The organism is Streptomyces sp. 11x1 (assembly GCF_032598905.1).
Lineage (GTDB): Bacteria > Actinomycetota > Actinomycetes > Streptomycetales > Streptomycetaceae > Streptomyces.
This window is the reverse complement of record NZ_CP122458.1, coordinates 10,202,577-10,224,100: the sequence shown is the minus strand read 5'-3', so window position 1 is coordinate 10,224,100 and position 21,524 is coordinate 10,202,577. Positions and strand designations below refer to the sequence as shown.

The following is a 21,524-nucleotide window of genomic DNA, read 5'->3' as shown; positions in this document are numbered from 1 at the left end:
GACGCCCGTGGAGGTGCCAGGACGCCGGTGCCCCGACATCGCAGCCGAAACCGGCGCCGGTGCCGACGATGCCGGTGTCGTCCAGGGTCTCAGACGGCCTTCTCCCGGCCCTCCCAGTACGGCTCCCGCAACCGCCGCTTGTAGAGCTTGCCGTTGGGGTCGCGGGGCATCGCCACCGTGAAGTCGACGCTCCTCGGGCGCTTGTACCCGGCCAGTCGGCGGGCGCAGTGGGCCAGGATCTCCTCGGCCAGGACCGGCCCCGGTGTGAATCCGGGGGCCGGTTCGACCACGGCCTTGACCTCCTCGCCCCAGTCGTCGTGCGGGATGCCGAAGGCGGCGGCGTCGGCGACGGCGGGATGGGTGAGCAGGGCGGCCTCGATCTCGGCGGGGTAGATGTTGACGCCGCCGGAGATGATCAGGTCGATCTTGCGGTCCCGGAGGAAGAGATAGCCGTCCTCGTCGAGAACACCGAGGTCGCCGACGGTGAAGAAGTCCCCGATGCGGTTCTTCCGCGTCTTGCCCTCGTCCTTGTGGTAGGAGAAGCCGCCGGTGCTCATCTTCATGTAGACGGTGCCGAGTTCACCGGGCGGCAGCCGGTTGCCGTCGTCGTCGAAGACCGCGAGCTCGCTGATGGGCCAGGCCTTGCCGACCGTGCCGGGTTTCTTCAGCCAGTCCTCGGCGGTGGCGAAGGCACCACCGCCCTCGCTGGCCGCGTAGTACTCCTCGACGCACTCGCCCCACCACTCGATCATGGCCCGCTTCACATGGTCCGGGCAGGGCGCGGCCCCGTGGATGGCGTGCCGCATGGACGACACGTCGTAGCGGGCGCGCACCTCCTCCGGGAGCGCGAGGAGCCGGTGGAACTGGGTCGGCACCATGTGGGTGTGCGTGCAGCGGTGGGCGTCGATGGCGCGGAGCATCCCCTCGGGCGTCCACTTGTCCATCAGCACCAGACGGTGTCCGATGTGCAGGGACGCGCCGGCGAACTGCAGGACGGCCGTGTGGTAGAGCGGCGAGCAGACCAGGTGGACGTTGTCGTCGAACGGCCGGATGCCGAAGATGCCGAGGAAGCCGCCGAGGTAGGACTCCTCGGGGAGTTTGCCGGGCAGCGGGCGGCGGATGCCCCGGGGGCGCCCGGTGGTGCCCGAGGTGTAGTTCATGACCCAACCGAGGGTGCGCTGCGCCGGCGCCGACTCGGGCTGCCCGTCCGGGAGTTCCGCGTACGGCCGGAAGCCCTCGACCGTGCCGACCGCGTACCGTCGGTTCTCGGGGAGCTTCGCCTCGTCGGCGGCGTTCCGGGCGGCTTCGGCGAACCGCTCGTGCGCGATGAGCACCTTGGCGCCGGAGTCGGAGACGATCCACGCGATCTCGGGGCCGACGAGGTGGTGGTTGACGGGCACGAGGTAGAAGCCGGCCTGGGTGGCGGCCAGGTAGGCGACGAGGAACTCGACGCCGTTGGGCAGGACGACCGCGAAGGCGTCGCCGCGTTCCAGTCCGGCCGCGCGCAGGCCGTGGACCAGCCGGTTGGTCTCGGCGTGCAGCCGTCCGGCGGTCCACTCCTCCCCGTCGGGCGCGACGAGGACCGTACGGCCGGGGTCCGCGGTGGCCTGGGCCCAGAAACCCTGGGGAGGCCGGCTTTGCGGGGCTTGGCCCTGGGAGGCTTGGCCTTGGGAGGCTTGACCCTGGGAGGCCTGGCTCACTGTCCCTCGCTCCTTTCGGCGATCCTTCCGGCGATCCGGTTGATGCGGTCCACGGCCTTCTCGAAGCCCCGGGTGAGGTCGTCGAAGACAGCCTGGACGCTGCGCTCGCTGTTCATCCGGCCGACGATCTGCCCGACCGGGGTGCCGAGCAACGGCTCCACCTCGTACTTCTGGATGCGGGACACCGCCTCGGCGACGAGCAGGCCCTGCAGGGGCATGGGGAGGGTGCCCGGTCCGGTGGGGTCGTCCCAGGCGTCGGTCCATTCGGTACGCAGCTGGCGGGCGGGTTTCCCGGTGAGGGCACGGGAGCGGACGGTGTCCCCGGAACCCGCGGCGAGCAACTTCTCGATCAGCCGGGGCGAGGGCAGTTCGGCCTCGGTCGTGGTCAGCCAGAGCGAGCCGAGCCAGACGCCCTGGGCGCCCAGCGCGAGGGCGGCGGCCACCTGCTGTCCGCTGCCGATGCCTCCGGCGGCCAGCACCGGCAACGGGGCGACGGCGTCGACGACTTCGGGGGTCAGCACCATGGAGGCGATCTCGCCCGTGTGGCCGCCGGCCTCGTAGCCCTGGGCTACGACGATGTCGATACCGGCGTCCGCGTGCTTACGGGCGTGGCGGGCGCTTCCGGCGAGCGCGGCGACGAGGATCCCCCGCTCGTGGGCGCGGTCGACGACGTCGGCGGGCGGGGAGCCGAGGGCGTTGGCGAGCAGCTTGATCGGGTAGTCGAAGGCGACGTCGAGCTGGCTGCGGGCGACCTGTTCCATCCAGCCGGTGATGCGCCAGCCGGAGGCCTCCCCCTCGGCCAGTTCGGGGACGCCGTACTGGGCGAGCGTGTCCTTGACGAACTGCCGGTGCGACTCGGGGATCATCGCCTCGATGTCGGCCTCCGTCACGCCCTCGACCTTCTTGGCCGGCATCACGACGTCCAGGCCGTAGGGCATGCCGTCGACATGGGCCTCGATCCAGTCGAGGTCGCGTTTGAGGTCGTCGGGGGCCGTGTAGCGGACCGCGCCGAGCACACCGAAGCCGCCGGCCCGGCTGATGGCGGCCGCGACCGCGGGGAACGGGGTGAAGCCGAAGACGGCGTACTGGACTCCGAGGGTGTTGCTCAGCTCCGTCTGCATGGTGCGCAGGATGCCGTAGTCCTCCGGACGAGGGAAGGGGTTTTCTGATGCCTCGTCAGATTTGGTTGAGCGAGGGGTGGGCGGGACTGGGCGCGTCTGGGGGTCGAGGGGCGGGTGCGGGTGGGTGGGGGCTGGGCGCGCAGTTCCCCGCGCCCCCTTCAGGGCGCGGCCCTGCTGATCGCGGGCAATCAGCAGGGCCTCTCCCCCGTGAGCGGTCCCCCGTTGCCGCTCGTGGTGTTGATTTCAACGCACGGTGCATTGTTTGGCAGGGCGGGTTGGGCGTCCGGACAATGGGCGGGCCGCCGGGAGGTGTTCCTGTCTCACTCCCCCAGGACGGCCATCGCCGCGTTGTGACCGGGGACGCCACTCACGCCGCCGCCACGTACCGCGCCCGCGCCGCACAGCAGGACGTTGGCGTGGCGGGTCTCCACGCCCCAGCGGCCGGTGCCCTCCTGTGCGTAGGGCCAGGCGAGGTCGCCGTGGAAGATGTTGCCGCCCGGGAGGCCCAGGTCGCGTTCCAGGTCGAGGGGGGTCCTGGCCTCGATGCAGGGGCGGCCGTCGGCGTCGGTGGCCAGGCAGTCCGCGAGGGGCTCGGCGAGGTGGGCGTCCAGCTGGGCGAGGGTCGACTTGAGGAGTTCCTCGCGTACGCCGTCGTTGTCGGCCTCGAACAGCCGCGCGGGTGTGTGCAGGCCGAACAGGGTGAGCGTCTGGTAGCCCTGCTCGACGAGGTCCGGGCCGAGGATGGTCGGATCGGTGAGGGAGTGGCAGTAGATCTCGGAGGGCGGGGCCTCGGGCAACGCGCCGGAGGCGGCCTGGGCGTGGGCGGCCGCCAGTTGGCCGTACCCCTCGGCGATGTGGAAGGTCCCGGCGAAGGCCTCGTGCGGGTCGACGGACTCGTCCCGGAGCCTGGGGAGCCGCTTGAGCAGCATGTTCACCTTGAGCTGGGCGCCCTCGGCCGGAGCGGGCGGTTCGTCGCCGGTCAGGGCGGCCAGCTCCCGCGGCGAGGCGTTCACCAGGACGTGCCGGGCGGCGACCGTGCCCTCCGTGTCGGCGGTCCGGTAGGTGATCTCGGCGGATTGTCCGTCCGTGGCGATGTGCCGGACCTCGTGGCCCGTGGCGATCACGGCACCGGCGTCGCACGCCGCCCTGGCCAGCGCGTCCGTGAGGGCGCCCATGCCGCCGACGGGCACGTCCCAGGCGCCCGTGCCGCCGCCGATCACGTGGTAGAGGAAGCAGCGGTTCTGGCGCAGCGAGGGGTCGTGGGCGTCCGCGAAGGTGCCGATGAGCGCGTCGGTGAGGACGACACCGCGTACGAGGTCGTCCGTGAACGTCGACTCGACGGCGGCGCCGATCGGTTCCTCGAAGAGCGTCCGCCACGCCTCCGTGTCGTCGACGCGTCGGCGCAGTTCGTCCCGGGTGGGGAGGGGCTCCGTGAGCGTGGGGAACACCCGTTCGGCGACCCGGCCCGTCATCCCGTAGAACCGCTGCCAGGCCTCGTACTCGCGGCCCGAACCGGTCAGCCGACCGAAGGCCTCGCGGGTGCGGTGCTCGCCACCGCCGACGAGCAGACCGGTGGGCCGGCCGTCGCGTTCGACGGGGGTGTACGAGGAGATCGTGCGGCCCCGGACCCGGAAGCCGAGGTCCAGGTCCCGCACGATCTTCCGGGGCAGCAGGCTGACCAGGTAGGAGTACCGCGACAGCCGGGCGTCGACCCCGGCGAAGGGGCGCGTCGAGACGGCGGCTCCGCCGGTGTGGTCCAGCCGCTCCAGCACGAGGACGGACCGGCCCGCGCGCGCGAGGTACGCGGCGGCGACCAGACCGTTGTGACCGCCTCCGACGATCACGGCGTCGTAGGAGTCGTGCGACCGGGGCCCGCTCGGGCGTGCGGGGCGTGCTGAGGGTGCGGGGGTGGCAGACATGGCTCTTGGTAACACGCGCCGATCGGGGTCGGCCAGGGGAACGGGTCAGGCGGATCAACGGCATGCGGCGGGGGTCCGGCCCGGTGCCGGGGCCCAGCCCGGCGGGCGGAAGTCCGGCCCGGCGGGCGAGGGCCCAGCCCGGCGGGCGGGGCTCAGCCGTGGGCGGGGGGCCGCCGTCGGCGTAATTCCGCGACGCGTCGGTACAGCTCGACCGCCTCCTGACCGCGACCGAGCTGCTCCAGGCAGTGCGCCTCGTCGTTGCGGCTGGCGAGGGCGTCGGGATGGTCGGGGCCGAGGACGCGCTCGCGGGCGTCGGCGACCCGACGGTACTCGGTGAGGGCGTCGCCCCAGCGGCCGAGCCAGCCGAGGCCGACGGCGACCTCACGGTGGCTGACGAGGGTGTCGGGGTGGTCCGGACCGAAGAGGCGCTCGCGCAGGGCGCACACATCACGGGACTCGGCGAGGGCCTCCTCCCAGCGGCCGAGCCGGCCGAGGTTGACACCGAGGCCGTGGCGGGCGCGGAGCGTCTCGGTGTGGGCGGGGCCGTGGACGCGGGTGCGGTCGTCGACGAGGGCGAGGTAGAGACCGAGCGCGTCGGCGCTGCGGCCGAGCCTGCCGAGACTGATGCCGACCTCGTGGCGGGCGGCCAGCGTGTCGGGGTGTTCGGGGCCGAGGGCCTGTGCCCGGGAGTCGGCGACCTCCTGGTAGGTCCGCAGTGCCTCGGGCCAGCGGCCCAACTGGCCGAGGGCGTAGGCGACCTCGTAACGGGTGACGAGGGTGTCGGGGTGGTTGGCGCCGAGCACCCGGGCGCGGACGGCGGCCACGTCCTCCGCCATGCGGTACGAGTCCTCCAGTCGGCCGAGCCTGCTGAGGTTGAAGGCCAGGTTGTGGCGGCAGCGCAGGGTGTCCGGGTGGTCGGGGCCGACCAGGCGCTCGCGGACGGCGAGGACCGAGGTGTAGGCCTGGTGGGCTTCCAGATGACGGCCCAACTGGCCCAGCACGTAGGCCATTTCCTGCCGCGCGGCGAGGGTCTCGGGGTGCTCGGGGCCGAGGACGCGCTCGCGGGCGAGGGCCACGTGGGCAAACTCGCGCAGCGCGTCGGCGGGGCGTCCGGTGCGGCTGAGGGTGAAGCCGACCTCGTAGCGGCTGGAGAGCGTGTCGGGGTGGTCGGGGCCGAGGGCGTGCTCGCGTTCGGCGGCGACCGCGCGGTGCACCTCACCGGCCTCCGTCCAGCGGCCGAGGCGGCCGAGGCTCAGGCCCGCGTTGTGCCGGCCGGCCAAGGTGGTGATCAACTCCGGCGGCGGGGCGGGGCGTTCGTCCTGTGCGGGGTGTTCGACGCGGCCGGCGGCGGGGCGGGCGATCCAGTCCCCGGTGAGCCCTGCGGAGGGGTCCGGCGGGCGCAGGCCCGGTCCGGTTCCGGCGGCTTTGTGGCCGGTGGTCATGCCCCGGGTCCAGGAGGGCAGCCGGGGTTCGCGCGCCGACGGTCGGCCGGGGCGGTTCCGTCCGTCCGGGTGGGGCCGGCGCCACCCGGGAACGGCTTCAGGGGCGACCGGGGACGGGGCGACGACCGGCACGCGGGCACGGGCCGGTGGCGAGGTCGTCGCCGCCCGCCCCTCGTCGACCCTGCGGCCCAGTTCACGGGCGTCGTGGGGGCGTTGGTCCGGTTCCTTGGCGAGCAGGTCGAGGATGATCCGGTCGAGGTACTCGGGCACCTCGTCGCGGTGGCTGCGCGGGGGTGTCGGCGCGGTGTCGCGGTGGCCCATGAGCACCGCCCAGGCGTCGTCGAGGTCGAACGGCGGCACACCGGTGACGATCTCGTAGAGCACGCAGCCGAACGAGTAAAGGTCGCTGCGCCGGTCGACCTGAGCACCGATGATCTGCTCGGGCGACATGTAGTGCGGGGTGCCCATCGCGATGCCGGTGCCGGTGAGGCGGGAGGTGAAGGTGACGTCACGGCCCAGGCACGCTATGCCGAAGTCGCAGATCTTCACGGTGCCGTCGGTGAGCAGCATGATGTTGGCGGGCTTCAGGTCGCGGTGCACGATGCCCTGGAGGTGGGTGTAGGCGAGGGCGGAGGCCACCTGGTCGGCGATCTCGACGACCGCGGGGACGGCCAGCGGATGGCGCCTGTTGTCCTCCAGGAGCTGGCTGAGGTTGCGGCCCTCCAGCAACTCCATGACGAGGAACAGCACTCCGTCGGACTCGCCGAAGTCGTGGACGACGGTCACGCCCCGGTGCTGGAGGGCCGCCGCGACGCGTGCCTCGCGCCGGAAGCGTTCCCGCAGGACCCGGGTGAAGGACTGGTCGGGCTGGGCGTTGAGGGGCTTGAGGCACTTGACCGCGACCTGCCGCCCCAGTGACTCGTCCCTCGCCCGCCAGACCTCGCCCATTCCCCCGCGCCCGATCAGATCGAGCAGCCGGTACCGGCCCTGGATCAGCCTGGTGTCCCCCATCGCCGACGATCGCCCCCGTATCCGCACGGACCCGCCCTCCCCTGGCCCGTCCAGTATGGCGGCCTATCTGCCGACTTTGTACGGTGCGGGGCGGGAGCCGGGGCCGAGCCGTGACATGGCGCGCAGGATGTGCTTGGGCGGGAGTTGCCAGCGCAGACGTGCGGGAACACAGCGCAGAAAGGTTCCGGTGAGCCGCAGGCGACGGGTGACCACGTCGGGTGCGGGGCCGGGTCGGCCGTACAACTCATGGGCGTACGGCGGCAGGGAGGCGTACGCCAGGTTCGCCACGCGCCGCCACAGTGCCTCACGTGCCGGTACGAGCAACGGGTGGGTGGGCGGCCGCCGCAGGAAGTCGTCGACCTCCCGCGCCTCGGGGCCGGCCGCCAGCTGGGGCCGCACCCGCTCGAAGTAGGCCGCCAACTCAGCCGTGCTTCCGGGCACTTCGGCGGGGTCGAGGCCCACCAGGCGGGCACTGACGCGGTGTTCGCCGACGTACCGGTCGGCGGCGGCCTCGGTGAGGGGGTAGCCGGAGCGGCGCAGGACGTGGAGATAGGAGTCGATCTCCGCGCAGTGCACCCACAGCAGCAGCTCGGGTTCGCCGACGCCGTACCGCTCCCCCGTGTCCGGATCGGTGGCCGACAGCAGACGGTGGATCTTGCGGACGCGGGCGCCCGCGTGCTCGGCGGCCTCGGTGGTGCCGTATGTCGTCGTGCCGACGAAGCTCGCCGTGCGCAACAGCCGGCCCCAGGCGTCCTTGCGGAAGTCGGAGTTCTGCGTGACGCCGCGCACCGCGCGCGGGTGCAGGGCCTGGAGGTACAACGCGCGGACCCCGGCGATCCACATCATGGGGTCGCCGTGGACCTGCCAGGTCACGGAGGCCGGCCCGAACAGGCCGGGGTCGGCCGGGGCAGGGTTGGCGGGGGCGGCGGGGCCGGGGTGAGCTGGGGCATCCACCCCGTCAGTGTGACCGGGATCGATAGTCGGCACCAGGGATCGTTCCTGACCCGCACTGATGCCAACTGGGTTCTGCGACTGGAAGACGGAATCAGAGAGACACTTGGCGCTCGGAACACCGCAGGTCAGGGAGCGTTCCGTCGAGAGCACGAGGGCGGCTTCCCGCAGCGGGCGGAGATCCCGCGCGCCTCGGCGGCGATCAGGCCCCGTAACTCCGCGCACGAGAGTCTCCTACGGCGGCCACTCCGCCGAAACCGCGGCATCCCCCGCGGTCCACCGCAGCAGGCTTCGTTATTGGGCTGATCGATACGTTCTCGGCCGGTCGAAGGCGCTTGACCGACCCACTGCGGCTCCAGGAGGAACTGCTTCCAGCAGCAGATGACGGTCCACAGCCATCCATCTGCTGCGGCACTGCCGATCGGGTCTGCAAATCACCGACCCTCTCAATGACGCGAGCACAATCCGAGGGTCTCCCTCCCGCCGCCCGGCGAGCGGGAGTTGGTGACAGTGACGACTGCGCTTGCCTGGGACCTCTCACGGGGGAAGGAGTCCGTCGTGAACGGCCTGCCATGGGCCGTGGAGGCGTTTGAGCCCCACGGCTCGCCTGCAGCAGAACTGAGAACCGCGAGCGGCCCGCCGTACCGGTGTTCCTGGTGCGGCGGGCCGTTCCTTGTTCGGGTGGCCGACCATGGGTCGGCCTCACTCGAGGAGAACCCGGAAGGGTTTCAGACCCTAGGAGTGGGGGTCATCCGGCGGCGAGGGTGGTCCACTTCTGGTTGGAGCCGCCGTTGCAGTCCCACAGCACGAGCTGTGTGCCGTTGGTCGTGGAGGCGCCCGGAACGTCGAGGCAGCGGCCGGAGGCGGGGTTGCGGTAGCCGCCGTTGTATGGCTGCCAGACCTGGTTGGCGCCGCCGTGGCAGGCCCAGAGCTGCACCTTGGTGCCGTTGGCGGTGGCCCCGCCGGCGGCGTCGAGGCACTTGCCCAGGGAGCGCAGGGTGCCGTCGGTGTAGGCGGACCAGTACTGGTTGGCACTGTCCCCGCAGCTCCACGTCTGAACGGCGGTCCCGTCGGCGGTGCCGGCGCCGTTGACGTCCATGCACTTGCCGGCGATGCCGGACTGCACACGGGAGGGCGCGGGGGCGGGGTTCCTCAGCCACCCGGCGCTGTCCGCGGCCTGAACGCCGCGGTGGAAGGCGTCGGCCATCTTCTGGTAGCCCGAGTCGTTGGGATGCAGGGCGTCGACCAGGTCGGCCGTGGTCAGGCCGCTCATGTCGACGTAGGCGACGCGCTTACCCGCGGACTGTGCGTCCCTGACGATCTGCGGGATCGCCTGGTTGTACGCGCCCCGGTACAGCTCCTCCGAGCCGCTGGTGGACACGACCAGGGAGGCGACGAGGACGGTCGCGTCGGGGGCGGCGGCGGTGATCTGGTCGACCAGCGACCGCAGCCGGGCGGTGGCGGTGGAGACCTGGTAGCTCTCGTTGAGGTCGTTGGTGCCGATGTGCAGCGTGACGACGTTGGGCCGGTAGCGGGTCAGTGAGGCGTCGGTGAGTGCGGCGACCTGGTGGATCTTGTACCCGGAGTGGCCTTCGTTGTCGGGGTCGGACATCGGGCCGCTCCGTCCCGAGCCCACGAAGTCCAGCGGATGCCCGTCCGCCGCAAGCCTGTTCCACAACGGCGCGCGGTAGCCGTTGCCGGTGCTGCTGCCCACACCCCAGGTGATCGAGTCACCCAACGGCATGACCCGCAAAGGGGTGGTGGGCGCGGCGGAGGCAGGAGCCACACCCGCCGCCGTCACCCCGAGCACGGCGGCGACAAGCGTCACCAGGGGGAGAACCCAGGACTTTCTCATACAGACATCCTCTTCTTCGAGTGATGGTGGATCAGCGGGTAGGGGGATAGCCGTTGGTGCCGGCCACTCGGCACCTGCTTGCTACCGAACTGGGCCGGACAACTCCGCCCTCACTGAGCGTTCCGGCGGCTCGCACCGCGAGGATCTGCCAGTCCTGGTTGGAGCCGCCGGTGGAGGGCCACTGGGTGACCTTGGCACCGTCCGCAGGGGAGGCGCCCTTGACGTAAGCGCACCAACCGTTGCGGACGTTGACGAACTGGTAATAGCCGTTGGTCGAAGGCACCAGCCTCCACGACTGGTTGTCGCCGCCCTCGTCGGTTCACTGGTTGAGTCGGTCGCCCAGGCCGGAACCGCCCGGGCTCTGCTGGTTCGCTCCACGGCCACTGGATGACCGCGCCGCCGTCGGCGGTCGAGGCGCCAATGACGTCCATCACCTTGCCGCTCTCGCGGGTTCACCAACAGGACGGTCCCAGCGTCCGCGCTGAAGGGACGGCCGTGGACCCCGAAGTTGCGGATCGAGGCCCGGACGCCGGAGGGCAGCCCGCTGACCGTCACCCGTGAGCAGCGTGCCTGAGCGCGGGGGCGAAACGGCTGCGGCAACCGTCATGGCGGCCACGCCGGGCAGCACGCCGCGACGACTGATCGGTGAGGCAACGTTCCTCTCCTGACTCTTCCCAGAACAGCACGGACGGTGTGAGCCTCTGGTTCAGAGCAACGTGTGGAGGGCATCGTGGTGGTGGACCGCACACCAACGCATACGCGGGCACATCGGATGCATCAGGGGCTTTGGCCTCGCCGTTTCGATTGGGTACGGCGGCTGGCGGGGCGGAAACGCGAAAGTGCCTACCTGACTTGGGACGATGAACCTTGCTGACGGGTTCTGGCCACCATGCGCCGCGATCCTGGGAATACCGCGGATCACCGCCCAACGTAGCCTGACCGTACTCAAGCGAAGCCTGCTGCCTGGCGGTCTATAGCCGTTGCTCGACACGGCGGTCGACGGCGTCGCACTGGGATTGGACGCTGACGACGCAGTGCACGTGGACGCCGGGATTTCGCTGCGCGCCGTCGAAGGCTGAGTACTTGGCAGATCCCTGCCGAGGACCTTGCTGGACTCGCAGGGGGCTGGCCCGTCTTGCCGGCAGGGAGGCCCCGCGCGGCGATCGCCGAGTTCTCGCGCACGGGCTATCACGGCACCACCACCGCGGCGATTGCCAAGCGGGGCGGCATCACACACCCGTACCTCTTCCGCCTCTTCCCGGACAGAAGGCGATCTTCGTCGCTGCTCTGGTGCGGAGTATGGAAGAGACCCCGCCTGGTTTTCGAGAGGGCGGCCGACGGGGTGGGGGCGGCGAGGGGCGGCCCTCCTTACGCGCAGCCGATCTCGACGCGCCCCGCCACGCCCCTGATGCAGATGCAGGGATACGTCACCGCGATGGCCGCCGAGGCGCAGGGCGATGACCTGATCGGTGAGGTGGTCCGGGTCGGCTGGATGAGGCTCTGGGACACCGTGCACCAGTCGCTGGCGCTGATGCCGGCAAGACCGCACGCTTCTTCACGCGCGGGACGCTCGGCAACATCGCTTACGGCCATCGGGCTTCCCTCCGGTGCCGGGCGGGCGAGTGGTGTTCTGAACGGGGACGCGTCAGCGCACGCCTGCCGTGTCGAGCAGGGTGGTCACGGTGGGCACGACGAGCCCGGTCAGGTTGTCGGCCTGGATTCCCGCGCGGGCGCTGGCGCCGTCGAAGACCATGCTGAGCTGCCGGGCCAGCAGGTCGGGGTCGCCTGCCCCTCCGCGCTCGGCCTCGGCGCGGAAGAAGGCGGTCAGGTTCGCCTTTACCTGATGGGCGACCCGGCTCGCGGGGTGACTCTGGTCCTTGAGTTCGATCTGCACGGCCAGGTACCGGCAGCCGCGGAACTCGGGTGCCCCCGCCTGCGATTCCACCTGCTCGAAGACGTGCAGGATCCGCTCGCGGGGTGACCGGCCGTCGTCCGCCGCAGGCAGGAGAGTCGCTACGTAGGCGGAGGCGCGCTCCTTGAGGCTTACCGCCAGGAGTTCGTCCTTGCTGTCGAACAACTGGTACATGGAGCGCTTCGACACGCCCGCCGCCTTGCACAGCGCCTCGACGCCGATACCGACGCCGTCTCGGTAGGTGAGCGTGGCCGCTGCCTCCAGCAGTCGCTCCCTGGGGCTCAGTTTCACTTCGGTGGTCATACCGCGAGGTTAACTCGAAGCGGAGAAAAAGAATACCGATCGGTTTCCAGGAGGCTCCGGACGGAGGCTCGGCGCCGGCCTGAGGGAAGACCGCGCCGAGCCATGGGGGTGCACGCCTGTCGCCTTGGGCGGGGCGGCACCCACTCGCTCACCTCCGCGTCCACCAGGACGGTCACGAGCAGGACGAAGCTGCCGATTCGGGTGGATGACGTTCCGGTGCAGGCCCATCACGCCGAGCCCCGCGGCCACCGCGACCGTCTTGTGCGCGACCGTCCAGATCCGCTCGTGGGGGAAGCGGTCCATCTCTTGAGGGAAACCGACGGAGGGGTTGAGGGCGCGGTAGCCAGCGTCCTGAAGCGCCCGGGTGACGCTGCGGGCGGCGCGGCTGGCCTGCTCGTCGGTCTGGTGGAACTCCTGGTTGGCCACGCTGCGGGCCGGGGAGCGGCAGTTGTCGCGGTTCATCCGGAACAGCATCGCGATCAGGGAGCGGGTGCCGGGCAGCGCGGACCGCGCGTGCTCGCGCTCGCCGGCCAGGTCCTGGCACTGGGCCACCGCGACATCGTCCACATCGACGGGGGCAGGGCACCGGGCGCGGCCGACCGGCGCCGCGGCTACAAGCAGGCCATGAAACACCACGGCCTCACCGACCGCGCCCGCATCGTCCCGGGCGGGCTGACCGAGGACCACGGCGCCGCAGCCGCACGGACGCTCCTCGCCGAGTCCTGCGAGGTCGTCGGCTCGGATCCCTGCGTGAGCGCTGGCCCCATCGAAGACAAGGCTGAGCTGCCGGGCCAGCAGGTCGGGATCACCGACGCCGCCCTTGGCGGCCTCGGCGCGGAAGAAACCCGTCAGATCCTCTTTGACCCGATGGGCCACCCGGCTTGCCGGATGGCTCTGATCCTTGAGCTCGATTTGCACCCCAAGGTATGGGCAGCCCTGGAACTCGGGCGCGCCCGCCTGCAGCTCGACCTGCTCAAGGACGTGCCGAATCCGCCCCCGAGGCGAGCGCTCGTCGTCCACCGCGGGCAAGAGCGCTGCCACGTGAGCGAAAGAACTCCGCTCCAGGCTCGCCGCCAGCAGTTCGTCCTTGCTGTCGAACAGCTTGCACAAGGACCGCTTCGACACCCCCGCAGCCCTGCACAACACCTCGACGCCGATGCGGGTGCCGTCGCGGCAGGTGAGCGAAACCGTCGCCTCCAACAGCCGCTCCCGAGGACTCGCCTTCACTTCGATGGTCATACCGCGACGGTAACTCGCTTCGAGAGAAAAGAAAACTGATCGGTTTCCTTGACGGGTGGATACGCGACCACCCCCACAGGACCCACAGGGGCGACCCTCACGGGTCGACCGACGGCGAATGCCGATCACCCACCTTGCGGACGGAAACCGACCGGTCTACAGTCGGGAAAACCGATCGGTTTCCCCGAGCGCTCTGCGGGGCCGGCCCGGCGCCCGCGTTGTTGATCAGTACGGTCACATCCTGCGCCTGTGCGGCGGCGGCCGCCACGGAAGCGGGGTCGGTGACCTCCAGCGCCACCGGGACCGCGTCCGGGTGCGTCACCGTGCGGGGGTCGCGGGCCGTGGCGTAGACCTTGCCGGCACCGCGCGCGTACAGCTCCTCCACCAGCGCCTTGCCGATGCCGCGGCTGCCGCCGGTGACGAAGACGTTCGCGCCCTTGAGTGCGGTCATGACTGTGCCTCCACAGATGAGAAACCGATCGGTTTCTCATTGTCGTAAACCGATCGGTCTCAAGGTGCAAGCCCGACCAGGAGCTGCCTCTCGGAACCCGGCACGGAGTACGCGGGGCCATGAAGCGCAGCAATCCGGCGCTCCGGCTCAGCGCGGTCGGCGTCCCGGGTGAACCTGACCTGCTCTTGCCATGGCGTGCGCAGGATCTGCGCGCACGAGCGAGCTGGAGCCCCATCCGTGCAGCGGTCGCCGGGACCGCCGACGGGTCCTGGCGCGCATTCCGTGAAGGCGATCATGCTTCCGCGCGCCGGTGACACGCGGTCATATTGCCGGCACCCCGGCTGACGTGTGAGGGCTTGATCGACAGGCTGTTTCCGCATCGGGAAGCGGTGCGCGTGCAGTAACTCGTGCTCACAGAAGGCGAGTTACGTGTTGTGAAGCGGGCCGGGGCGAGCGGGGCCTGGCCTGCCCGATGTGCGGGACACTGTCGCGACGGACGCACAGGCGGTACGAGCGTCGGCTCGCAGACACGCCAGCGACCGACCGCCTGGTGGTGATCGAACTGTCGGTTCGGCGAATGCTCTGCGAAAACTCCGGCTGCACCCGGCGTGACATTCGCTGCACGGTCGAGGGTCGCACCTTCTTCTACGGCCGCCCATCCACCGCCACAGTCAGGGGTGCCCGGAAGGACAGGAGGCCGAGCAACGGGGGCGGTGACGGCGTCGTCGCTCCGGTGGCGAGGCGCACGTCCGGAAGGCGGCGGGCGATCGCTCGCAGGGCCACCGCCGCCTCCGTACGCGCCAGGGACGCGCCCGGGCAGCGGTGTCGGCCGACGCCGAAAGCGAGGTGGCGGCGGACGTCGCTCCGGTACGGGCACATCCGCTCCGGGTCGGTGAAGACCTCCGGGTCAGAACCGCTTCCCATCAGCATCAGCAGCAGCTGCGCGCCTGCGGGGAGCCGCACCCCGGCCACTTCCACGGAGCGGGCGGTGACTCGGCGCCAAGTGGTCACCGGTGGCTCGCGCCGCAGCACCTCCTCCACCCAGGCCTCCGCGAAGCCGGGCTGTTCGGCCAGGCGCGGCCGGAGTGTCGGCTCGACGAGGGTTCGGTGCAGCACCGTGGAGATGAGTTGGCCGGTGGTTGACTGCCCGGCGATGAAGACGAAGAAGCACGCACTGACCGCGGTCTCGATGTCCAGCGGCTTGCCGTCGGGCAGCCGGTGGCGGGCCAGCGCCCCAATGAAGGAGTCCTCTGTGGCCGCGGCGCCGCGCACGGTTGCGGTGAGCCACTGGTGGAACTCGCCCACGAGCGTGGCCAGTTGCAGCTGACGCTCCGGCTCCGACCTGCCCCAGAACAGCTCCAGTGCGGCGTCGCTCCAGCGGATCAACGTGGCCGGAGCAATGCCCCGGATGCACAGCAGCTCCATCAGCACCCGGCACGGCAGCGGCTGGGCGAAGGCAGTAAACAGATCGCAGCTGCCCGTCGCGTCGATCCGGGCCTGTGCCGCGTCGAGCAGTTCCCCGGCGACGTGCTCGATCACCGGTACGGCGTCCGCGATGCGCCGGGCGTTGAAGAAGCGGGTGACCACCTGGCGCAGCCCGGGATGGGTGGCGGTGGCGTTGTTGGCCAGCGCGGGCGGCAGGGTGAAGCCGGCTCGGGCGAGCACCCGCAAGGCGGCCAGGGGCAGCGGGGTCACCGCGTGCTGGGCGTTGTCCGGGAGGAAGGCGGCCGGGTCGAGCAGCACCCGTCGTACGTCCTGGTAGCGGCTGATGAGCCAGAGCCCGGTGCCCGGGTCGTGGTGCACGGGGGCTTCGCGGCGCAGGAGATCGAGCCAGGGATACGGATCGCGCACGAAGTCGTCGCCGAACAGGTCGAGCAGATCGAGCGGATGCCGTGTGTCGGGCAGTACCGCTCCGGTCGCACGGCCGACGGGCGTCAGTGCGCTGTCGTGCCGGAAGCTCACCGCTCGGGCCCGCCCTCGACGAGACGCCGCAGCGACGGGATCAACGCGTCGAGGTCCTGCCCGCTCCTGAACGCGACGACCATGGTGGCGTCGCCGGCGGCGCCTGGTTGGGAACGGGATGCCGGAAAGAGGGCGAGCACCTCGCGCATGGCCTCGTCCACCTCCGCGACCGGGTCGGGCGACTCCCCACGGAGCCATCGGCGCAGCACGTGGTTGTGTGCCGCGACCACCGCCGCCGCCATCAACTCGGCCCTGAGCGATGCCGTCTCGGTAGGGTCGCCCATCCAGTCGGAGATGAACTCCCGGAAGAGGCGCTGGTAGCGGGCCACGCTGGCGATCTCACGGTCGCGGAGGGCGGGCACCTTGCTGGTGAGCGCGTAGCGCCGACGGGCGAGGTCACCTTCATCGACGTAGTGCAGCAGCACCAGGCGTACGGCGTCGGACACGGCCACCAGAGCCGTGCTGTCGCTGGAGGTCGCCAGCCGGTCCCTGATCAGCGCGAGCAGCCGGTCGTGATCGGGAAAGATCACCTGTTCCTTGGACCCGTAGTGACGGAAGAACGTCGAGCGCCCGAGCCCCGCGCGCTCCGCGATGTCGTCGACGGTCGTCTGCTCGTACCCACGCTCGTCGAAGAGGGCGAACGCGGCGTCCGCGAGTCTGACCCGCGCGGCTGGCTTGCTCATGACCGGCCATCCTTCCCCGTCTCAGCGCCTGGGCGCCACTTGCGGCCAGCCTACGGCACTGAGTACCGTACATGCGAGACTGAGTCTCATGCATGTATCGGAGGTATGCCGTGGGTTCCGTGGCACGCAGCGAATCAGACCTGCCTGGACGATGCGGCAGTACGCCGGCTTCGGCACGGCGAAGGAGTCCACGACGACATGCGGACGCTGTTCCAGGGCCTGCCGCTGGACAGGGTCTCGACGTCGATGACGATCAACGCCCCCGCCTCCATGCTGCTGCTGATGTACCAGCTGGTCGCGGCCGACCATGGCGTCACGGGCGACCAGCTGACCGGCACGATCCAGAACGACGTGCTCAAGGAGTACATCGCTCGCGGCACCAGGGCTTCCAGAAGTCGGAGATCGAGAAGTCCGCCGACCGGGTCGCGCTGGAGATCGACAACCGGGAACGGACCGTCGTCGGGTCAACAAGTACGTCCTGGACGAGGAAGAGCCCTACGGGCCACTGCGGGTCGACCCGCAGATCGAGACCGACCAGTGCGAACGTCTCGCAGCGCTGCGCGAGGAGCGCGACAACGACGCCGTCGACCGAGCCCTGGACGCTCTGCGTGCGGCCGCGGAAGGCACCGCCAACATCCTGTTCCCCATGCGTGCGGCCCTCAGACTCCGCACCACGGGCGGAGAGGTCGCCCACGCCCTGCGCGGCGTGTGGGGTGTTCACCGCCCGCGCGACACGTTCTGACAGCGGCCCGCCCATCACTGACCCGCCAGCACGGAGCAGACACAGATGACCAGCATCGACATCCACACCACCGCGGGCAAGCTCGCGGATCTCCAGCGCCGTATCGAGGAGGCGACGCACGCCGGCTCCGCACGCGCCGTCGAAAAGCAGCACGCCAAGGGCAAGTTGACGGCCCGTGAGCGCATCGAGCTGCTGCTCGACGAGGACTCCTTCGTGGAGTTGGACGAGTTCGCCCGCCACCGCTCCACCAACTTCGGGCTGGAGAAGAACCGCCCGTACGGGGACGGCGTCGTCACCGGGTACGGGACGGTCGACGGCCGTCCGGTGGCGGTTTTCTCGCAGGACTTCACCGTCTTCGGCGGTGCCCTCGGCGAGGTCTACGGCCAGAAGATCGTCAAGGTGATGGACTTCGCGCTGAAGACCGGCTGCCCGGTCATCGGCATCAACGACTCCGGCGGCGCCCGCATCCAGGAGGGCGTCATGGCCCTCGGCATGTACGGCGAGATCTTCCGCCGCAACACCCACGCGTCCGGGGTCATCCCGCAGATCTCGCTGGTCGTCGGCCCGTGTGCGGGCGGTGCGGTCTACTCCCCCGCCATCACCGACTTCACGGTCATGGTCGACCAGACCTCGCACATGTTCATCACCGGACCGGACGTCATCAAGACGGTCACCGGCGAGGACGTCGGCTTCGAGGAGCTCGGCGGCGCCCGCACCCACAACTCCGTCTCCGGCGTGGCCCACCACATGGCCGGCGACGAGAAGGATGCCATCGAGTATGTGAAGCAACTGCTGTCGTACCTGCCGTCCAACAACCTCTCCGAGCCGCCGGTCTACCCGGAGGAGGCGGACCTCACCGTCACCGCCGAGGATCTGGAGCTGGACACGCTCGTCCCGGACAGCGCGAACCAGCCGTACGACATGCACGCGGTGATCGAGCGCATCCTGGACGACGCCGAGTTCTTCGAGACGCAGCCGCTGTTCGCCCCGAACATCCTCACCGGCTACGGGCGGGTGGAAGGGCACCCGGTCGGGATCGTCGCCAACCAGCCGATGCAGTTCGCCGGCTGCCTCGACATTCGGGCCAGCGAGAAGGCCGCGCGTTTCGTGCGGACCTGCGACGCCTTCAACATCCCCGTCATCACCTTTGTCGACGTCCCCGGCTTCCTGCCCGGCGTCGGCCAGGAGCACGAGGGCATCATCCGCCGCGGCGCCAAGCTGATCTACGCCTACGCCGAGGCCACCGTCCCCCTCATCACCGTCATCACCCGCAAGGCCTTCGGCGGCGCCTACGACGTCATGGGCTCCAAGCACCTCGGCGCCGACCTCAACCTCGCCTGGCCCACCGCCCAGATCGCCGTCATGGGCGCCCAGGGCGCGGTCAACATCCTCCACCGCCGCACCATCGCCGCCGCCCCTGACGACAAACGCGACGAGGTCCGCGCCCGCCTCATCCAGGAGTACGAGGACACCCTCCTCAACCCCTACACGGCGGCCGAACGCGGCTACGTCGACGCCGTCATCCCGCCCTCCGAGACCCGCCGCCACCTCGTCCGCGGCCTGCGCCAACTCCGCACCAAGCGGGAATCCCTGCCCCCGAAGAAGCACGGGAACATCCCCCTCTAGGAACTGAAGGAGCCGCTGTGACGATCAGAGTCGTACGGGGCAATCCGACCCCGGAGGAGCTGGCCGCCGCCCTGGCGGTGGTCCGCGCCCGCGCCGCGGCGGCAGCGCAGACGCCGTGCGGCGCCCCGGAACAGCGGGTCGGATGGTCGGACCCGTCCCGCATCGCAACACACAGACAGCCGCAGCTGGGCCCCACGGCGTGGACCCGAACCTACTGGCCCATCTGACCATTCAGTCGCCACCGTCATCGCCGAGGACGCGCCGGTCCTGGGCATGTCCGTTCACTCCGGCGCCCATCTGACGATCATGAGCAGGGTGATCGAGCTGCTCGCACGATACGAGGTCGGCGACACCCGGATCCTGGTCGGCGGCATCATTCCGGATGCCGACGTTCTGGCGTTGGAAGCCATGGGAGTTCACGCGGTCTTCACTCCCGGCGCCGACATCAGCGGCATCGTCGAGACAGTCCACCGACTCAGTGCCGCCTTCGACACCACGACGGAGTCGGCATGCTGACGAAAGTACTCATCGCCAACCGTGGCGAAATCGCTGTAGGCCCTGACGGCGAGGATCGGGACGCCTTGGCGCTCACGAATCCGCAGGTCCACCGACAAGGACAGCCTCACACATGCACAACGGCGGTCGTAGAGGCGCAGCGCCCAGCCCCGGCCATGCCATACCTCGACAGTCGATGCGTGAGCCACCTGCCGCTCGTTCACGACGACATCGCCGGCAATGCGCTTCGAGGTCGTGAACGGCCTCGCCTCTCCCCTCTCCGGCAAGAGGCCACGCGGAGTGATCCTGCCTGCCACTGCCCTGACCCGCGGCAACCCAGCCAGGTACGCCAAGACCGGCCAATTCGACCCGGATTCGACCCGGCAGTCCCTGCGACAGCACGACCAGTCTTGAACTGTAAGAATTCCAGTTCTTCCGGTGCACCACACGAGAAACAGCAATGAATTGGCGCATTCACCAACAAAAGCTCTTCTCTCGGATCATCGCAGTGCCCCGATCAGACGTCCGCAGCCCTTGTCAGTGCAGGCAAGACACGTGGCAAGGCTCTGAACGCCGGGCCAAGACCTTCGCCGAAGCGCTGACGGCGGTCGAAGAGGACGTGGAGATGCCGTACCGCATACGGCGCCGCCCCGAGTCCTCATCCGCCGTGCGACAACAACCCACCGACGAGGTCAGCGGTCTGCTGGCACGAATTTCGCCTGGCAGCAGCCGGCGATCAACACCGACAGCGGAATGAACCTCGGAACCCCGTACCCTGGGACCGATCGAACGCGGTCCGCGCCACGTGCGTCGAGGTGATGCGCCGGCACCTCTGAGGAAAGCCGTGATCTTGATGCCAACTCTCCCTCTGTTGTGCCAACTAAGAATCCTCGTCACAACCCGGCTAGCGCCGCACCCTGGGCATGCCGAGGCCGATCCACGAGATGATCTCGCGCTGGATCTCGTTGTTGCCGCCGCCGAAGGTGAAGATGACTGCCGAGCGATAGCCACGTTCGAGTTCGCCGTGCAGGACCGCGCCCGCGGAGCCCTCCTTGAGGGCGCCGGCGGCGGCGACGATCTCCATGAGCCAGGCGTAGGCGTCGCGGCGGGCCTCGGAGCCGTAGACCTTGACGGCGGAGGCGTCCTGCGGGGTGAGGGTGCCTTCCTGCAGGGCGCTGACCATGCGCCAGTTGAGGAGTTTGAGGGCGTCGAGCCGGGTGTGGGTCTGGGCGAGGCGGCGGCGGACCCAGGGCAGGTCGATGACGCGGCGGCCGTCGGCGAGCTTGGTCTCCATGGCCCAGCGCTGGACGTTGTGCAGGGAGCGGATGGCCATGGTGCCGTGGGCGGCGAGGGTGACGCGTTCGTGGTTGAGCTGGTTGGTGATCAGCCGCCAGCCCTTGTTCTCCTCGCCGACGCGCCGGGAGACGGGGACCCGGATGTTCTCGTAGTAGCTCGCGGTGGTGTCGTGGGAGGCGAGGGTGTTGATGAGGGTGCAGGAGTAGCCGGGCTCCGTCGTCGGGACGAGGAGCATGGTGATGCCCTTGTGGGGCGGGGCGTCGGGGTCGGTGCGGGTCGCCAGCCACACCCAGTCGGCCGTGTCGCCGTTCGTCGTCCAGATCTTCTGCCCGTTGACCACGTAGTGGTCGCCGTCCCGGACCGCGCGGGTCTTCAGCGAGGCCAGGTCCGTGCCGGCGTCGGGTTCGCTGTAGCCGATGGCGAAGTCCAGCTCGCCGGAGAGGATCCGCGGCAGGAAGTACGCCTTCTGCTCCTCGCTGCCGAACTGCATGATCGTCGGGCCGACCGTGTTGAGCGCCATCAGGGGCAGCGGGACGCCCGCCTGCGCGGCCTCGTCGAAGAAGATGAACTGTTCGATGGCGGTCAGGCCGCGTCCGCCGTACTCCTTCGGCCAGCCCACGCCGAGCCAGCCGTCGCCGCCGAGCCGGCGGATGGTCTCGCGGTAGAACCGCTTCTGCGCCACCGGGTCGGCATGGCGTGTGTAGGCGCCGTCCGGGACCAACTCGGCGAAGTAGGCGCGCAGTTCGGTGCGCAGCCGCTGCTGCTCGGGCGTGTATTCGAGGTGCACGGCGCCTCCAGGCTCCCCAAGGCCGACCT

14 protein-coding genes and 5 pseudogenes are annotated in these 21,524 nt (G+C 70.2%); 6 read left to right on the top strand and 13 right to left on the bottom strand.

The window, feature by feature from the left end:
* Positions 1–89: 89 nt before the first annotated feature.
* The 7 genes from P8T65_RS44990 to P8T65_RS44960 form a co-directional block, all read right to left on the bottom strand.
* A complete protein-coding gene (locus P8T65_RS44990) occupies positions 90–1,700 on the bottom strand; it encodes an acyl-CoA synthetase (RefSeq protein WP_316731196.1) in 1,611 nt (536 codons plus the stop codon).
* Positions 1,697–2,821 carry a nitronate monooxygenase gene (locus tag P8T65_RS44985; RefSeq protein ID WP_316731195.1) on the bottom strand — a complete coding sequence of 375 codons (1,125 nt, stop codon included), beginning with the start codon at positions 2,819–2,821 and terminating at the stop codon, positions 1,697–1,699. Before P8T65_RS44985 ends, P8T65_RS44990 begins: the two co-directional genes overlap by 4 nt.
* A 320-nt stretch (positions 2,822–3,141) precedes the next feature.
* On the bottom strand, positions 3,142–4,740 hold the full coding sequence (locus P8T65_RS44980; protein WP_316731194.1) for an NAD(P)/FAD-dependent oxidoreductase: 1,599 nt from the start codon (positions 4,738–4,740) through the stop codon (positions 3,142–3,144).
* Between the two features lie 152 nt (positions 4,741–4,892).
* Positions 4,893–7,193: a tetratricopeptide repeat protein gene (locus P8T65_RS44975; protein ID WP_316731192.1), complete on the bottom strand. Its 2,301-nt coding sequence runs from the start codon at positions 7,191–7,193 to the stop codon at positions 4,893–4,895.
* A 63-nt stretch (positions 7,194–7,256) separates the two neighbouring features.
* Positions 7,257–8,147: an oxygenase MpaB family protein gene (locus P8T65_RS44970; protein WP_316731191.1), complete on the bottom strand. Its 891-nt coding sequence runs from the start codon at positions 8,145–8,147 to the stop codon at positions 7,257–7,259.
* 745 nt (positions 8,148–8,892) lie between these two features.
* Positions 8,893–9,999 (bottom strand): ricin-type beta-trefoil lectin domain protein, encoded by a 1,107-nt coding sequence (locus P8T65_RS44965; RefSeq protein ID WP_316731190.1) that lies wholly within the window; start codon positions 9,997–9,999, stop codon positions 8,893–8,895.
* 31 nt (positions 10,000–10,030) lie between these two features.
* A complete protein-coding gene (locus P8T65_RS44960) occupies positions 10,031–10,282 on the bottom strand; it encodes an RICIN domain-containing protein (protein WP_316731189.1) in 252 nt (83 codons plus the stop codon).
* 852 nt (positions 10,283–11,134) lie between these two features.
* On the opposite strand from P8T65_RS44960, the pseudogene P8T65_RS47575 reads away from it, so the two are divergent.
* Positions 11,135–11,215 (top strand): annotated as a pseudogene (locus tag P8T65_RS47575) (hypothetical protein); the annotation flags it as partial.
* Between the two features lie 429 nt (positions 11,216–11,644).
* On the opposite strand, the gene P8T65_RS44955 reads toward P8T65_RS47575, so the two are convergent.
* The 3 genes and pseudogenes from P8T65_RS44955 to P8T65_RS44945 all read right to left on the bottom strand — a co-directional run bounded on the left by P8T65_RS44955 (position 11,645) and on the right by P8T65_RS44945 (position 13,904).
* Positions 11,645–12,214, bottom strand: coding sequence for a TetR/AcrR family transcriptional regulator (locus tag P8T65_RS44955; RefSeq protein WP_316731188.1), 570 nt, complete (start codon positions 12,212–12,214; stop codon positions 11,645–11,647).
* A gap of 717 nt (positions 12,215–12,931) precedes the next feature.
* A pseudogene (locus P8T65_RS44950) lies at positions 12,932–13,453 on the bottom strand (TetR/AcrR family transcriptional regulator); the annotation flags it as partial.
* Between the two features lie 97 nt (positions 13,454–13,550).
* On the bottom strand, positions 13,551–13,904 hold the full coding sequence (locus P8T65_RS44945; RefSeq protein ID WP_316731187.1) for an SDR family NAD(P)-dependent oxidoreductase: 354 nt from the start codon (positions 13,902–13,904) through the stop codon (positions 13,551–13,553).
* Positions 13,905–14,376: 472 nt separating this feature from the next.
* Between P8T65_RS44945 and P8T65_RS47570 the strand changes: the two are divergent.
* A pseudogene (locus tag P8T65_RS47570) lies at positions 14,377–14,484 on the top strand (hypothetical protein); the annotation flags it as partial.
* Between the two features lie 65 nt (positions 14,485–14,549).
* Here P8T65_RS47570 and P8T65_RS44940 read toward each other — a convergent pair.
* Positions 14,550–15,866 carry a cytochrome P450 gene (locus tag P8T65_RS44940; RefSeq protein WP_316731186.1) on the bottom strand — a complete coding sequence of 439 codons (1,317 nt, stop codon included), beginning with the start codon at positions 15,864–15,866 and terminating at the stop codon, positions 14,550–14,552.
* Complete coding sequence (locus tag P8T65_RS44935; RefSeq protein WP_316731185.1) at positions 15,863–16,549, bottom strand: helix-turn-helix domain-containing protein; 687 nt, start codon at positions 16,547–16,549, stop codon at positions 15,863–15,865. The genes P8T65_RS44940 and P8T65_RS44935 overlap by 4 nt, the downstream gene beginning before the upstream one ends.
* A gap of 192 nt (positions 16,550–16,741) precedes the next feature.
* Between P8T65_RS44935 and P8T65_RS44930 the strand changes: the two are divergent.
* The 4 genes and pseudogenes from P8T65_RS44930 to P8T65_RS44915 form a co-directional block, all read left to right on the top strand.
* A pseudogene (locus P8T65_RS44930) lies at positions 16,742–17,291 on the top strand (methylmalonyl-CoA mutase family protein); the annotation flags it as partial.
* A 45-nt stretch (positions 17,292–17,336) separates the two neighbouring features.
* Positions 17,337–18,917: an acyl-CoA carboxylase subunit beta gene (locus tag P8T65_RS44925; protein ID WP_316731183.1), complete on the top strand. Its 1,581-nt coding sequence runs from the start codon at positions 17,337–17,339 to the stop codon at positions 18,915–18,917.
* A gap of 17 nt (positions 18,918–18,934) precedes the next feature.
* A complete protein-coding gene (locus P8T65_RS44920) occupies positions 18,935–19,144 on the top strand; it encodes an acyl-CoA carboxylase epsilon subunit (protein ID WP_316731182.1) in 210 nt (69 codons plus the stop codon).
* 10 nt (positions 19,145–19,154) lie between these two features.
* Positions 19,155–19,433: pseudogene (locus tag P8T65_RS44915) on the top strand (cobalamin B12-binding domain-containing protein); the annotation flags it as partial.
* An 883-nt stretch (positions 19,434–20,316) separates the two neighbouring features.
* On the opposite strand, the gene P8T65_RS44910 reads toward P8T65_RS44915, so the two are convergent.
* Entirely contained in the window at positions 20,317–21,495 is a 1,179-nt protein-coding gene (locus P8T65_RS44910; protein ID WP_316731181.1) for an acyl-CoA dehydrogenase family protein, read from the bottom strand.
* Between the last annotated feature and the right edge of the window lie 29 nt (positions 21,496–21,524).

Excerpts from the sequence above, each read along its gene's own strand:
- P8T65_RS44985 (WP_316731195.1), bottom strand. The coding sequence starts at position 2,821 with ATGCAGACGGAGCTGAGCAACACCCTCGGAGTCCAGTACGCCGTCTTC.
- P8T65_RS44980 (WP_316731194.1), bottom strand. The coding sequence starts at position 4,740 with ATGTCTGCCACCCCCGCACCCTCAGCACGCCCCGCACGCCCGAGCGGG.
- P8T65_RS44975 (WP_316731192.1), bottom strand. The coding sequence starts at position 7,193 with ATGGGGGACACCAGGCTGATCCAGGGCCGGTACCGGCTGCTCGATCTG.
- P8T65_RS44965 (WP_316731190.1), bottom strand. The coding sequence starts at position 9,999 with ATGAGAAAGTCCTGGGTTCTCCCCCTGGTGACGCTTGTCGCCGCCGTG.
- P8T65_RS44955 (WP_316731188.1), bottom strand. The coding sequence starts at position 12,214 with ATGACCACCGAAGTGAAACTGAGCCCCAGGGAGCGACTGCTGGAGGCA.
- P8T65_RS44945 (WP_316731187.1), bottom strand. The coding sequence starts at position 13,904 with ATGACCGCACTCAAGGGCGCGAACGTCTTCGTCACCGGCGGCAGCCGC.
- P8T65_RS44935 (WP_316731185.1), bottom strand. The coding sequence starts at position 16,549 with ATGAGCAAGCCAGCCGCGCGGGTCAGACTCGCGGACGCCGCGTTCGCC.
- P8T65_RS44925 (WP_316731183.1), top strand. The coding sequence starts at position 17,337 with ATGACCAGCATCGACATCCACACCACCGCGGGCAAGCTCGCGGATCTC.